Consider the following 13,645-nt stretch of genomic DNA (forward strand, 5'->3'; position numbering starts at 1 on the left):
AGTTCACCGTAAACTTTCTATGCTTTTGATTTAGTCAAAGGTTGTGCCTTTTTTAAAAGATGACATAGTGTCGCTTAAGGTTGGAACCCTAGCCCGGATAGCAGTGGAAATCCTTTTTGTGGTTTTGGCTTCGACAGGGCTTCGACAGGCTCAGCCTGACAACTGCAGTAGTATTGACAAAACCATAAAAAGATTGCAACGTATAGCCGGATTAGCTTCTAATAAAAAAAGCGCCAAATTACTTTGACGCTCAAATATAGTAAATAATCTTTTAGTGTTTCAACTCGCCATACATGGCTTTGATGAACTCGTCGTAGTTTACTTCTTTGGTTTTGGCTTTTACCTTGTCTTTGAACAAGTTCAACATTTTTTCGTTCATGACTTGTTCAGACAAACGACGCACTTCGTCTTGGTTTGACATTACGCGCGCCACGATTCCTTGCACATCTTCGTCGGTTGGGTTCATTTGACCGAACTGCGCCATTTGTTTTTTGATGAGCTCAGTCGTGTAGGCTTTTAAATCGTCGAAAGTGATTTGCAAACCGTTTTCGGTGATGATTTTTCCTTCGATTAATTGGTAACGCAAACCGTTTTCAGATTTAGCGTATTCTGCTTCTGCTTCTTCGGCAGTTAACGGATTTTCACCGGTAGTTTGGATCCATTTTTTCAAAAACTCGGCCGGTAAATCGAACTTGGTGTTGGCGATTAAGAACTCGGTTACATCGTTTAAGAATTTTTGGTCGGCTTGTTGGGCGAATTGCTTTTCAGCGTCTTCTTTGATTTTAGCTTTTAACTCGTCTACCGAAGTTACCACTTTTGGTCCGAATAATTTGTCGAACAACTCTTGGTCTAAAGTAGCCGGTTCGTGCGCAATTACTTCGTCGATAGTGAAGGTTACCTCGATATCCAACCCGTGAACATCATCGTGACCTACGGCTAAGTAATCCATTAATTTATGATCATCATCGAACAAACCTTTGGTTTTTAAAATTATCACATCGCCAACTTTTTTACCGATGAACGCTTTTTGCGTTTTTTTGTCGGCGAAAGCGTCGATGGCTAAAGTAGTTCTGTTATTGATGCCTTTTTCTTCATTGGCAAAAATACCAGAAACATCGTCTCCGGCTTCTACTACATCTTTAGCGATTAACTTTCCGTATTGTTTTTGGATGCGCGCTACTTGGTCATTCAACATTTTGTCATCGGCTACGATTTTGTATTGTACCAAGCTGTTTTTAGCGGTTAAATCCACTTTGAATTCCGGTGTTAAACCTAATTCGAATTCGAATTTATAATCTTCTACATCCCAATTGAAATCTTCGGTTACTTTAGGTAGCGGATTCCCTAAGATGTCTAACTTTTCTTCAACCAAATAGTTGTTCAAGTTTTCTTGCAACAATTTGTTTACTTCGTCTAACAATACTGCTTTACCGTATTGTTTTTGGATTAAACTCATAGGCACAGCTCCTTTTCTGAATCCCGGGATAGTAGCATTTTTTCTATAGTCTGCTAATACTTTTTCTACTTTTTCTGCGTAATCCGATTTTGATACTTCTACAGTAACTACAGCATTTAACGCGTCTACATTATTTCTTGTGATGTTCATTTTTTGTGTTTTTTACATACTAAAATTGGGTGGCAAAAGTATAACATTTATGCCACCCAACCAAGTTTATTTTATTGATTTTAACGGTCTTATTTTGTGTCGCCGGTGATTTGATACACCAAGGATTGCGAAAGCGATAAGATGATACTGAAAAGCATGGCAGTCCAGAAAGAGCTGACTTCAAAACCATCGACAAATTCGTCACAAAGGAGAATCATAATAGCATTGATTACCAGTAAAAATAAGCCAAGTGTAAAAAATGTAACCGGCAGGGTAAACAGTACCAAAATGGGTTTTACAAAAAAGTTGAGTAATCCCAAAACGATGGCTACGGTCAATGCGGTTGTAAATTCGTCTACGCGCACGCCTTTCATTAGGTAAGCAATGGCCATAACGAGTAAAGACGTGATAAAGATTCTTAATACTAATTTCATGAGTTATTTTAATTTTTAGAAATTCACTTTGACAAAAACCTTGCCGTTTCTTCAAAAAACAACTTCGGGTTTTCGGCGTGTAACCAATGGCCGGCGTTGGGAATGGTAGCCAATTTAAAATTAGGAAAATGTTTTTGAATATTAGGCAAATCAGTGTCTAAAATGTATTTAGAATTGCCGCCTCGTATGAAAAGCGTTGGTTTCTCGAAATGATTTTCAGCCGGCAAAGCCTCGCCTATCACTTCAATTTTGGCATTAAAAACCGAGAGGTTGAATCGGAATGCAAGTTGCCCGGGTTCCTTCCAATACAAGTTTTTCATTAAAAACTGGCGTGTGCCGAAATCGGGTATGTACGGATATAAAGTTTCTTCCACTTGGTTTCTGTCGGGTTGTTCGGTAAAATCTACGGCGTTCAACCCGGCCAAAATGTCTTGATGGTGTGGCGCATAATATTTGGGGCCGATGTCGGCTACAATTAATTTCTCTACCAATTCCGGATGCGTTGTGGCTAAAAGCATCGCCACTTTGCCACCCATGGAATGCCCAATGACATTGATGTTGGTTAATTGGTGTTCCTGACAATAATCATATACATCTTTCGCCATCAAGGCATAGCTGAAATCATCGGAGTGAAAACTGCGACCGTGATTGCGCAAATCCAACAGATGCACTTGAAAACCTTCGGCGGCGTAGAGCGAACTGAAAGACTTCCAATTGTCGGACATACCGAGAAATCCGTGGATGATAATGAGTGGCTTACCTTCGCCTTCGATTCTGGAGTGTAACATTTGGAATTTAGGAATTTGGATTTAGGATTTAGGATTTGGGATTTGAAGATTATTTTAATTTTTGCAAATACATATTCACCACATTGTCCAAGCCCAAATACAAAGCTTCTGAAATTAAAGCGTGACCGATGGACACTTCCAACAAGCCGGGAATATTTTGCTTGAAGAATTGAATGTTATCCAAACTCAAATCGTGTCCGGCATTGATCCCTAATTCCAATTCGTTGGCCAACTCGGCAGCTTTTACATAAGGCTCGATACCGGCTTTGTTGCCTAAACTGTATTGGTGAGCAAAGTCTTCGGTATACAATTCGATGCGGTCGGTTCCGGTTTTTTTCGCGCCTTCAATCATCTCCAAAATCGGGTCGACAAAAATGGACGTTCGGATACCGTTTCTTTTGAATTCGGCTATCACTTCGGTTAAATACTCTTGAAACTTTATCGTATCCCAACCGGCTGAAGACGTAATCGCGCCAATCGCATCGGGCACTAAAGTCACCTGTTCCGGTTTGCATTCGAGTACCAAATCGATAAAATTATGCTGCGGATTGCCTTCAATATTGAATTCGGTATAGACAATCGGTCGTAAATCACGCGCATCTTGATAGCGAATATGTCTTTCGTCAGGTCGCGGATGTATGGTAATGCCTTGCGCGCCGAACTGTTGGATATCTTTGGCAACTTGCAACAAATTGGGCACATTGCCGCCGCGTGCATTTCGTAAAGTCGCTATTTTATTGATGTTTACACTTAATTTTGTCATAGCTGGTTTTGATGAAGCTTATCTTTTAAAAATGTGATTACAAAAATACAAAGTAAAAGCAAGCGCACATGTCCCAAAATTTGATTATTTTGCAGACGCTAAAGAAAAGAATACATGAGAGTACTTTCGGAATACATCAACAACGATTTTAAACCCTTTTCGAGTGGAGAAACCGTAGCGGATATTCAGGATTTTTTTGCCGACAGCACCTATTCACACTTTCCCGTATTGGAAGACGGTGTGTATTTGGGCTGTATCTCGGCCGTTGATGCGGAGACTTTTGAATTGCAAAAAAGTGTAGCTGATTATCGTTATGCATTGGAGGGATTTTTTGTAAGAACCGGCATGATATGGCTCGATGTATTAGAGGTGTTTGCCCGAAACAATGCCAATGTGGTACCGATTTTGGACGAAAACAACAAATATGTAGGCTATTACGAGATTACTGATGTTATCAAATTTTTAAACGAAACACCGTTCTTAAAAGAAACCGGAGGTATTATAGTAGTTGAAAAAGCAACTGTTGACTATTCAATGAGTCAGATTGCTCAAATTGTGGAAAGCAATAACGGCAAACTGTTGGGTATTTTTGTATCGGAAGCCGGCAACGACAAAGTGCAAGTTACAGTTAAGATTACTTTGGGAGGCATGAATGAAATTATTCAAACGTTTCGTCGCTATAACTACGAGATCATTTCGGAACACCACGAAGACAATTATTTGAATAATTTAAAAGAACGTTCGGAGTACTTAGACAAATATTTGAATATGTAATCCAAAAGTACGAAGTAAGAAAACGAGGTACAAAGTCAAATTTAAATCCTATGAAAGTTGCCATTTTCGGACAATATTATCAAAACGACACCCGACCTATTATCAAGGACATCTTTGTCTTTTTTAATAGGAACAACGTGGAAATGGTTATTGAGGAAAAGTTTTTAAAAATACTTTACGAAGAAAAAATCATTGAAAAACAATACAAAACCTTTTCCTCGCACACCGATTTGGATAAAAGTTTTGACATCCTTATTAGCATAGGTGGTGACGGAACCATATTGAGAGCCGCTACTTTTGTTAGGGCATCAGGCATTCCTATTTTAGGTGTTAATGCCGGAAGATTAGGATTTTTAGCCAAAGTTCAAAAAGAAAACATCGAGTCTTTTTTGCAAATTGTTTTAGAAAAAAAATACAGTATTACCGAGCGCACTTTGCTCACTATGGAATGCACACCATCACTTTCCCAAATTGACATTGATTTTGCCATGAATGAAGTTTCGGTTAGCCGAAAAGACACCACTTCGATGATTACCATTGAAACCTTTCTCAATGGCGAATACCTTAATTCTTATTGGGCTGACGGATTGATTATTGCTACGCCAACCGGTTCAACCGGCTATTCCTTAAGTTGTGGCGGACCTATATTAACTCCCGATGTAAAAGCTTTGGTGATTACCCCAATTGCGCCACACAATTTGAATGCCCGACCTTTAGTAATACCCGATGATACTGAAATCACTTTAAAAGTATCCGGAAGAGAAGAGCAATACTTGGTTTCTTTGGATTCCCGAATAACCTCAGTAAACAACAACGCGGTGTTGAAAATCAAGAAAACGCCTTTCCGTATCAATATGGTGGAAATTCCGGAAGAGACTTTTTTCAAAACCTTACGCAACAAATTGCTTTGGGGCGAAGACAAGAGAAATTAGAAAAAAAATCCCCTTTTTTATACTACAATTCTAAAAAAATCGTTTTAGAAAAGAACCTTGCTAACCGTAGTAGTTATCAGCACTTTAATTTATTTGGCAGAAATCCGAAATTCATGCTATATAAGTACTGAGAATTGTTATATTTGCACGCTATTTTCAATTGAATGAAAAAGATTTTAGTATTATTTTTCGGCTTAATTTTCCAAAATGTTATGACCGCGCAAATCAATGAGATTGGCGTATTTTTGGGAGGCAGTAATTTTGTAGGCGATGTGGGTAAAACCAATTATATAGCCCCAAACGAACCCGCTTTCGGAATACTTTACAAATGGAATAAAAGTCCGAGACACTCGTATAGATTTTCCTATACACAATCAACGATAACTGCCAACGATTTGGACTCGGAAGTACCGGGCAGAAATTTGAGAGGCTATCGTTTTAAGAACAATATCAAAGAATTTTCGGCCGGAATGGAATTCAATTTTTTTGATTTCAACTTGCACGAAGTTTTAAAAAGAAAAATAACACCTTATGTCTTTACAGGGCTGTCCTATTTTGCATACGACGAATTGTATGTGATAAATGGGCAAACCAAAAAAGACTACACGGAAAGTACATTTGCCATTCCGATGATTGTTGGTGTAAAAACCAATATTTTGGATCACTTTGTGCTGGGTGTTGAAGTTGGAGCAAGATATACTTTCACTGATAATTTGGATGGAAGTTTGCCAAAAAATGAAAATTTAGCGCCGCTGCAATTCGGCAATATTAACAGCAAAGATTGGTATGTTTTCACCGGTATAACCCTAACTTATACCTTTACTGAAAAACCATGTTATTGCGCAGAATAAACAATGAATCTAAACGATAAAATAAACAAAGACAACTTACCAAAGCACTTGGCCATCATTATGGATGGCAATGGTCGTTGGGCAAAGCAGAAAGGTTTAATGAGAGCGTTTGGTCACGAAAACGGCACCAAATCGGTCAGAATTACTGTAGAAACCTGTGCCAAATTAGGAATAGAAAACCTAACCTTATATGCCTTTTCAACCGAAAACTGGAATCGCCCGAAACTGGAGGTTGATACTTTAATGCGTTTGTTGATTTCTTCGCTAAAAAAAGAACTCGAAACCCTTCAAAAAAACAACATTCGTTTGAATTGCATCGGAAACATTGCGATGCTTCCTGATACAGCCAAAAAAGAACTCTTGGCGGTTATGGAAAAAACGAAAAACAATACTCGAATGACTTTGACATTGGCCTTGAGCTATGGCTCTCGCGAGGAATTGTTAAATGCTGTTAAAACTATCTGTGATAAAGTTAAAAATAATATAATTTCAATTGATGCGCTTGATGAATCAATTATTAATCAGCATCTTTACACGCACAATCTGCCCGATGTAGATTTGGTAATACGAACCAGCGGCGAACACAGAATCAGTAATTTTCTGCTCTGGCAAATCGCTTACGCCGAATTTTATTTTACCGATGTACTTTGGCCCGATTTTAAAGAAGACGATTTATATGAAGCCATCATTAGCTATCAAAAAAGAGAAAGAAGATTTGGAAAAACAAGTGAACAAATTAAATAATATTTCAGTGCATATCAATACATTAAAAACAATTCTGACGCTATGTTTTTTCGGAACTGTTTTTCAACTACACGCCCAAGACAGAATCCCATTTGATCAAGGAAAGAAATACATATTAGCCGATGTAACTGTGACGGGTAAAATCAGTTACAACCAACAAACCGTTGTGACATTCTCCGGCTTGGAAAAAGGGCAACAAATTACCGTTCCGGGAGAACAAATCAGTAATGCCATCAAGAAATTGGGAAAATTAGGATTGTTCAGCGACATCGATTTTTACATCAATAAAACAGAAGGCGATAGCATTTGGCTCGATTTAAACATTGCCGAACTCCCTAAATTGAGCGATGTTAAAATCCAAGGCGTTAAAAAATCCAAAGTGGAAGATTTAATCAAGGAAAATAGTTTGACCAAGGGCAAAATTGTGAATGAAAACCTCATTACTACCACCAAAAATTACTTGGAAAACAAATACAAAAAAGACGGTTACTTCAACACCAAGGTTTTCATTACCACCACTCCGGATACCACCGAAGGAAATCAGGTGAAGATGTTGGTGAATATTGACAAAGGCGACAAACTGAAAATCTCTAAAATCAGATTTGACGGCAACGAGAAATTCTCAGACAAGAAACTGAGAAGTGCCATGAAAAACACCAAGCAAATCAATCCGATTCGCATTTTCAAAGCCTCTAAATTCATCAAAGACAAATACCAAGAAGATTTAACCTCTATCGTGGCCAAATACAAAGAAAAAGGATACCGCGATGCTCGAATTGTAACCGACTCCGTTTTCTTGAACGCCAAAAAAACCAAACTGGCTATTAATGTTAAAGTAGAAGAAGGTAGAAAATATTACTTTGGAAACATCAAGTTTTTGGGGAATTCTGTATATTCAGACCAATTGTTAGGCCGTGTTTTGGGGATTAAAAAAGGAGAAACCTATAATGGTGTTTTATTGGAAAAAAGAATTGCCGACAAAACCAAACCGGATGGAGAAGACATTACCAACTTGTACCAAAACAATGGTTATTTGTTCTCAAACATCAATGCTGTAGAGGTTAAAACCGCTAATGACACTATCGATTTTGAGATTAGAGTAACCGAAGGACCGGTGGCTTATTTCAACAACATTACCGTAGTTGGAAATGACAAAACCAATGACCGTGTTATCTACCGAGAGCTGAGAACCAAACCGGGACAAAAATACAGCAAAGAAGACTTAGTGAGAACCATCCGTGAGATTGGACAATTAGGTTTCTTCGATCCGGAAGCAATCGATCCAAAATTTAAAAATGTAGATCCTGCAGCTGGTACGGTAGACATCGAATACAACGTAGTGGAAAAAGGTTCCAGCCAAATTGAATTGCAAGGTGGTTACGGCGGTGGCGGATTCATCGGAACTTTAGGACTTTCATTCAACAACTTCTCCGCCCGAAATATGTTCAAAAAAGAAGCTTACAAACCACTTCCAATGGGTGACGGACAAAAGGTAGCATTGCGTTTACAAGCGAGTTCCTTCTTCCAAACCTATAGTTTGTCGTTTTCAGAACCTTGGTTAGGCGGTAAAAAACCAATTCAATTTTCGACTTCATTATCACACAGTAAACAATTTTTATACACCGGTCGTTCTACCAATGTAGACCGAAGCAAAAGCTTCAACATCACCTCACTTTCTGTGGGTTATGCTAAACGTTTAACCGTACCGGATGACTTTTTTGTATTCTCTAACTCGGTAAGTTTCCAGTACTACGACTTAAACAATTACAACACAGGGTTATTTACTTTTGGCGACGGTGCTTCTCGTAACTTAGCATTCACTTTGGGCTTGAGCCGAAACAATAAAGGAGTAAACCCGATTTACCCAACTTATGGTTCGGAATTCAGTTTCACCGCCAAATTTACCTTACCTTATTCAGCCTTTAATGGTATAAACTATGGCGACTTACAAAACCAAGAAGCTTACAAATTGCGTTATAGAGAAAACGGCGGATTCAACATTACGCCAAATGCTAATGGCGAGTTACCGGCTGTGGGCGACTTCTTAAAGGAAACCTCCGAAAATTCGGGAATCTATGAAAAAGTATATGCCTATCAAGATGCTTCTGCCGACCAAGGTAGAGTGGATCAGGAAAAATTCAAATGGTTAGAATACTACAAATTAAAATTCAAAGCCGATTGGTACACCCGTTTGGCCGGTTCTCCATCTAAAGCTTTAGTTTTGAGAGCTCTCGGCGAATTCGGATACTTGGGTGCATACAACAGCGGTAGAGGTTTAGTGCCGTTTGAGCGTTTCTTCTTAGGAGGTGATGGTTTGGCCAACTTTGCCCTCGATGGTAGAGAAGTAATTCAATTGAGAGGTTATCCTAACCAATCCCTATCCAATCAAGACGGAGCAACAGTTTACAACAAATTCTCATTGGAATTGCGTTATCCGTTAACTTTAAAAGCGGCTGCCTCAATTTATGCATTGACTTTTGTTGAAGCCGGTTCGTCTTTTGACACTTTCAGAGAATACAATCCGTTCGTATTACAACGCTCTGCCGGATTTGGTATCCGAATCTTTATGCCTGCCTTTGGATTATTAGGAATTGATTTTGCTCACGGATTTGATGCTGTCCCTGGATTAACTCAAAAGAATGGTTGGGAAACACATTTTATCATTGGTCAACAATTTTAATTATATTTGGTACATATTTTTAAATCATAATGGCATGAAAAAATATTTTGCAATATCAATACTACTTTTATTCTTTGGTTACAATGCCATCGCACAAGGCCGCGGAGTAAAAATTGGGTACATCGACATGGAATACATTCTACAGAATGTTCCCGACTATACTGAAGCCAAAAATCAATTGGAACAAAAAGCCGAAAAATGGAAGCAAGATATTGAAGCTAAAAAAGTTGAGATTGCAAAATTAAAAGATGCCCTTAAAACCGAAAGAGCGCTGTTAACCAAAGAACTCATTGAAGAACGTGAAGAAGAAATCAAGTTCCAGGAAAATGAGCTAATCGAATTCCAACAGAAAAAATTCGGCCCTAACGGTGATTTAATCACCCAAAAAGCAGTATTGGTTAAGCCTATCCAAGACCAAGTATTTACCGCCGTTCAAGACATAGCCGAACTTAAAAAATATGATTTCATCTTTGACAAATCATCTGACTTGACTATGCTATTCTCTGCCAAAAGACACGACATCAGCGACCAAGTAATTCGCGCCATCACACGTGCTGAAAGAAGAGAACAACTATCTAAAAAAGAGCTTAAAGAGCAAGAAAAGAAAGAGTACCAAGAAGACGTTGAAGACGAAAATCCTGCTTTAGCTGCGAGAAAAAAAGCTTTAGAAGATAAAAAAGCGGCTCGTGATAAAATGATGGAAGACAGAAAATTAGCTGCTGAAGCAAAGAAAAAAGAAGCCGAAGACAAAAGAAAAGCAGCAGCCGAAGCTCGTGAAGCTAAAAAAAATGGCACGGTTCCTGCTAATGACAAACCAACGGACAAACCTGCTGCCGAAACAGCTAAAACAGCCTCAGACAGCACCATGGCCAATCCTAACTCTAAAGAAGCAAAAGCTGCCGCCAGAGCCAAACTTTTGGAAGAACGCAAAAAAGCCTTAGAGGACAAAAAGAAAAAAATACTCGAAGAAAGAGAAGCCGCCAAAAAAGCGAAAGAAGATAAAAAAACAGAAACAAAAACAGAATAAATAATTAATTAATACTTTTTAAAATGAAACGATTGAAATCATTACTAATAGCTACTGTATTGTTTTTAGGAGCAAGTCAAACTATCAATGCGCAAGCTAAAACGGCACATGTAGATGTAAATGAAATTATTTCTAAAATGCCGGCGATGTTAGACGCTCAAAAACAATTGGAAAAATTGAGTGCCACTTATGATGCAGAATACAAAACTATGGCGGAAGAATACCAAAAAAAGGTACAAAAATATGAGCAAGAAGCCGGAACTGTTGGTGATGCTGTAAATCAAACCCGTCAAACTGAAGTACAAGATTTAGTAAAAAGAATTACCGACTACAGAGACAACGCTCAAAAAGAATTACAAAAGAAAGAATCTGATTTGGTAAAACCTTTGATGGACAAAATCAAAGCTTCTATCCAAAAAGTTGGAAAAGCGAAAGGATACCAATACGTATTGAACTTAGCTGACTTACTTTTAGCTGACGGTCCGGATTTAACTGCTGATGTTAAAAAAGACTTAGGCTTCTAAAATCAAAAAATACATCTTTAAAAACTGCTCATTCCCATCAGGATTGAGCAGTTTTTTTTATTTTTGTTATATGACGAATAACAATCCTATTGGCCTTTTTGATTCCGGTATAGGCGGCACCTCAATTTGGGCTGCAATCCATGAATTATTGCCCAATGAAGACACTATATATTTGGCCGACAGCAAGAATGCTCCATACGGACAAAAATCAAAAGAGGAAATTATTCACTTAAGCTGTAAAAACACTGAGTTCCTTTTGGAACAAAACTGTAAAATCATCGTGGTAGCATGTAATACCGCTACTACTAATGCCATAAAAGAACTTCGGGCCAAATACCAAGTCCCATTTATAGGCATCGAACCGGCTATCAAACCGGCTGCCCTCAATTCTCAAAAAAATGTAATCGGTATCTTAGCCACTCAAGGCACCCTTAACAGCGAACTTTTCCACCAAACCGCACAGCAGTTTCAGAACACCAAAATTATCGAACAAATTGGTCACGGTTTAGTCCCACTAATAGAAAACGGCGACATCAATTCTCCGGAAATGAATCAATTATTGCGCGATTATTTAGAACCTATGATTGAGGCCAATATCGACTATCTCGTCCTTGGTTGCAGCCATTACCCATACTTGATACCACAAATCAAAAAAATCCTCCCAAATCATATTAAAATCATTGATTCGGGCGAAGCGGTAGCACGTCAAACAAAAAAAATATTAGTCGAGCATGTTGGTTTAAGTGAGGACACAAAAAAAGGAAAAGCTATCTTTTATACTAATGCCAACCCAAAAGTATTGAGTGACATCCTGAAACAGCAATACAAGGTATTTCAAAAAGATTTTTAGAAGCCAAACTTCGGGCATTCTTTAAACCCTGTTCCCGCTGTCCGAGTTATCCCGAAGTATCGGGGATAACTACTCCCATCGGGGCTATATTCCAACTAAAGGCTTCTATTATTCGTCGTCTTTAAACCAACTCGAATACATCACGTAATTGTTAGAAATACGCTCAATCTCACCGGCAAAATCCGATTGATTGATGTCTTTTACCTTCTTGGCCGGTACACCGGCATAAATTGTTCCGGAAGCTACAACGGTGTTTTGTGTTACCACAGCTCCGGCAGCCACAATAGCATTGCTTTCCACCACGCAATTATCCATGACAATCGCACCCATACCAATCAAAACATTGTCGTGAATAGTACAACCGTGTACAATGGCGTTATGACCAATAGAAACATTATTGCCAATAACCGTGGGATGTTTTTGATATGTACAATGAATTACAGCTCCGTCTTGTATGTTCACTTTATTGCCAATTTTAATAAAGTGAACATCGCCTCTTACGACTGCATTAAACCAAACACTACAAGAACTTCCAAAAGTTACATCACCCACAATAGTGGCATTTTCCGCCACATAACAATCCTCCGGGATTTGAGGATGTTTTCCGTTTACTGATTTGATTACCATAAAAAAAATAGTCCCGAAATAATCGGGACTTGTATCTAAAATTAGTTAATAGCAGGACAATTACAGTGGTATTTCTCCGGTGCACAGAATAAGTTAATCCCCAGAGTTAACTGGTGAAAACCTCCGGAATCAAACTTAACATTACCCAACAAATGAGAGTAAGTGTATGAGAATACATAATTTTTAAAATTCACACCAATGATAGGCGTTACATACTGCATTTTTTGATCAGAAACGGCATTTCCCTCAACAAACTGAGCACCGTCTAAACTTCTTCTGTACGAAAGGCCACCCCATAACATACCAAAATCTAACTCTTTGTATGCTTTGATATTAAAGTCCATTGTTTTCTCTTGGGTTTGTGTCACCAATTGGAACATAAAAGAAGGCTCCCATAAAATAGTTTCAGAATCACCAAACGTGTAGCCGGCATTCAAAATAAAACGTCTCAAATTTACCGGTTCACGATCTGAATATAATTTTCTGTCACTGGCCAAAGCATTTTTTACTGTAGCGTGTACATAAAAATCCAAAAAGTTGTAAGACGCTCCAATATCAACATTAAAGTAGGAAGCTCTTTGAATAGAACTAAAAATTAACGGGTCATAAGATGGATCGTTAGTGTAAAAAGTACTTTGGTCTAAACTACTTTGCACAAAACCGGCACTCATACCAAAGGACAACTGATTCAAATCTACTTTATCTCTTGAAAACATTAAATGATGTGCATATGTCAATTTCATTCCTGTTTGTGAGTGATACCCATTCTTATCATTAAAAACTATAATACCTCCTCCTGATCTGTCTCCCAAAGCACCATTAAAACTTAAAGTTTGCAAAGCGGGTGCGTCTTCTTGTCCAAACCATTGTTGTCTTGCGGTTAGTCTGACTTTGGCACAATTAGCCGCTCCTGCCATAGAAGGATGCAACAAGTAATAATTATCAGAGAGATAATCCGAATAAACCGGTAATCCTTCCTGAGCATTTGAAAGTTGTGATACCAAAAGCACTACTAATAAGTAAATTTTTCTAAAATTCATTGTAA

14 protein-coding genes are annotated in these 13,645 nt (G+C 38.3%); 8 read left to right on the forward strand and 6 right to left on the reverse strand.

Features of this window, described 5'->3' with window-relative positions; translation table 11 throughout:
* Positions 1-271 precede the first annotated feature (271 nt).
* The 4 genes from tig to ACJG85_RS01160 all read right to left on the reverse strand — a co-directional run bounded on the left by tig (position 272) and on the right by ACJG85_RS01160 (position 3,591).
* Positions 272-1,606, reverse strand: a complete 1,335-nt coding sequence (gene tig / locus ACJG85_RS01145) for a trigger factor (protein WP_412476734.1) — start codon at positions 1,604-1,606, stop codon at positions 272-274.
* A gap of 89 nt (positions 1,607-1,695) precedes the next feature.
* Positions 1,696-2,040: a phage holin family protein gene (locus ACJG85_RS01150; RefSeq protein ID WP_409676270.1), complete on the reverse strand. Its 345-nt coding sequence runs from the start codon at positions 2,038-2,040 to the stop codon at positions 1,696-1,698.
* Between the two features lie 23 nt (positions 2,041-2,063).
* Entirely contained in the window at positions 2,064-2,828 is a 765-nt protein-coding gene (locus ACJG85_RS01155; RefSeq protein WP_412464641.1) for an alpha/beta fold hydrolase, read from the reverse strand.
* Between the two features lie 49 nt (positions 2,829-2,877).
* A complete protein-coding gene (locus ACJG85_RS01160; protein ID WP_409676264.1) occupies positions 2,878-3,591 on the reverse strand; it encodes a pyridoxine 5'-phosphate synthase in 714 nt (237 codons plus the stop codon).
* A gap of 114 nt (positions 3,592-3,705) precedes the next feature.
* Between ACJG85_RS01160 and ACJG85_RS01165 the strand changes: the two genes are divergently transcribed.
* The 8 genes from ACJG85_RS01165 (at position 3,706) to murI (ending at position 11,973) form a co-directional block, all read left to right on the forward strand.
* Complete coding sequence (locus tag ACJG85_RS01165; protein WP_409676261.1) at positions 3,706-4,365, forward strand: CBS domain-containing protein; 660 nt, start codon at positions 3,706-3,708, stop codon at positions 4,363-4,365.
* A gap of 50 nt (positions 4,366-4,415) precedes the next feature.
* The gene (locus tag ACJG85_RS01170; RefSeq protein WP_409676258.1) at positions 4,416-5,297 is read left to right on the forward strand and encodes an NAD kinase; all 882 of its coding nucleotides are present in this window, start codon (positions 4,416-4,418) and stop codon (positions 5,295-5,297) included.
* A 164-nt stretch (positions 5,298-5,461) separates the two neighbouring features.
* A complete protein-coding gene (locus ACJG85_RS01175; RefSeq protein ID WP_409676255.1) occupies positions 5,462-6,148 on the forward strand; it encodes a DUF6089 family protein in 687 nt (228 codons plus the stop codon).
* A gap of 3 nt (positions 6,149-6,151) precedes the next feature.
* The gene (locus ACJG85_RS01180) at positions 6,152-6,892 is read left to right on the forward strand and encodes an isoprenyl transferase (protein WP_409676252.1); all 741 of its coding nucleotides are present in this window, start codon (positions 6,152-6,154) and stop codon (positions 6,890-6,892) included.
* Positions 6,825-9,572 carry a BamA/OMP85 family outer membrane protein gene (locus ACJG85_RS01185; protein ID WP_409676249.1) on the forward strand — a complete coding sequence of 916 codons (2,748 nt, stop codon included), beginning with the start codon at positions 6,825-6,827 and terminating at the stop codon, positions 9,570-9,572. The genes ACJG85_RS01180 and ACJG85_RS01185 overlap by 68 nt, the downstream gene beginning before the upstream one ends.
* Before the next feature lie 34 nt (positions 9,573-9,606).
* Positions 9,607-10,599, forward strand: a complete 993-nt coding sequence (locus ACJG85_RS01190; RefSeq protein ID WP_409676246.1) for an OmpH family outer membrane protein — start codon at positions 9,607-9,609, stop codon at positions 10,597-10,599.
* A 23-nt stretch (positions 10,600-10,622) separates the two neighbouring features.
* Entirely contained in the window at positions 10,623-11,123 is a 501-nt protein-coding gene (locus ACJG85_RS01195; RefSeq protein WP_409676243.1) for an OmpH family outer membrane protein, read from the forward strand.
* Positions 11,124-11,193: 70 nt separating this feature from the next.
* On the forward strand, positions 11,194-11,973 hold the full coding sequence (gene murI / locus ACJG85_RS01200; RefSeq protein ID WP_409676240.1) for a glutamate racemase: 780 nt from the start codon (positions 11,194-11,196) through the stop codon (positions 11,971-11,973).
* Positions 11,974-12,081: 108 nt separating this feature from the next.
* Here murI and ACJG85_RS01205 read toward each other — a convergent pair whose 3' ends face one another.
* A complete protein-coding gene (locus ACJG85_RS01205; protein ID WP_412464644.1) occupies positions 12,082-12,600 on the reverse strand; it encodes a gamma carbonic anhydrase family protein in 519 nt (172 codons plus the stop codon).
* Between the two features lie 41 nt (positions 12,601-12,641).
* Positions 12,642-13,640 (reverse strand): PorP/SprF family type IX secretion system membrane protein, encoded by a 999-nt coding sequence (locus tag ACJG85_RS01210; RefSeq protein WP_409676234.1) that lies wholly within the window; start codon positions 13,638-13,640, stop codon positions 12,642-12,644.
* Positions 13,641-13,645: the final 5 nt, after the last annotated feature.

Origin of the sequence: Flavobacterium mekongense, from assembly GCF_047038255.1 — a bacterium.
GTDB lineage: Bacteria > Bacteroidota > Bacteroidia > Flavobacteriales > Flavobacteriaceae > Flavobacterium > Flavobacterium mekongense.

Bases quoted from the DNA above. Each gene is read 5' to 3' on its own strand.
- ACJG85_RS01160 (WP_409676264.1), bottom strand. From the start codon at position 3,591: ATGACAAAATTAAGTGTAAACATCAATAAAATAGCGACTTTACGAAAT.
- ACJG85_RS01205 (WP_412464644.1), bottom strand. From the start codon at position 12,600: ATGGTAATCAAATCAGTAAACGGAAAACATCCTCAAATCCCGGAGGAT.
- ACJG85_RS01175 (WP_409676255.1), top strand. From the start codon at position 5,462: ATGAAAAAGATTTTAGTATTATTTTTCGGCTTAATTTTCCAAAATGTT.
- ACJG85_RS01165 (WP_409676261.1), top strand. From the start codon at position 3,706: ATGAGAGTACTTTCGGAATACATCAACAACGATTTTAAACCCTTTTCG.
- tig (WP_412476734.1), bottom strand. From the start codon at position 1,606: ATGAACATCACAAGAAATAATGTAGACGCGTTAAATGCTGTAGTTACT.
- ACJG85_RS01190 (WP_409676246.1), top strand. From the start codon at position 9,607: ATGAAAAAATATTTTGCAATATCAATACTACTTTTATTCTTTGGTTAC.
- ACJG85_RS01150 (WP_409676270.1), bottom strand. From the start codon at position 2,040: ATGAAATTAGTATTAAGAATCTTTATCACGTCTTTACTCGTTATGGCC.
- ACJG85_RS01155 (WP_412464641.1), bottom strand. From the start codon at position 2,828: ATGTTACACTCCAGAATCGAAGGCGAAGGTAAGCCACTCATTATCATC.
- ACJG85_RS01185 (WP_409676249.1), top strand. From the start codon at position 6,825: ATGAAGCCATCATTAGCTATCAAAAAAGAGAAAGAAGATTTGGAAAAA.
- ACJG85_RS01180 (WP_409676252.1), top strand. From the start codon at position 6,152: ATGAATCTAAACGATAAAATAAACAAAGACAACTTACCAAAGCACTTG.
- ACJG85_RS01210 (WP_409676234.1), bottom strand. From the start codon at position 13,640: ATGAATTTTAGAAAAATTTACTTATTAGTAGTGCTTTTGGTATCACAA.
- murI (WP_409676240.1), top strand. From the start codon at position 11,194: ATGACGAATAACAATCCTATTGGCCTTTTTGATTCCGGTATAGGCGGC.
- ACJG85_RS01195 (WP_409676243.1), top strand. From the start codon at position 10,623: ATGAAACGATTGAAATCATTACTAATAGCTACTGTATTGTTTTTAGGA.
- ACJG85_RS01170 (WP_409676258.1), top strand. From the start codon at position 4,416: ATGAAAGTTGCCATTTTCGGACAATATTATCAAAACGACACCCGACCT.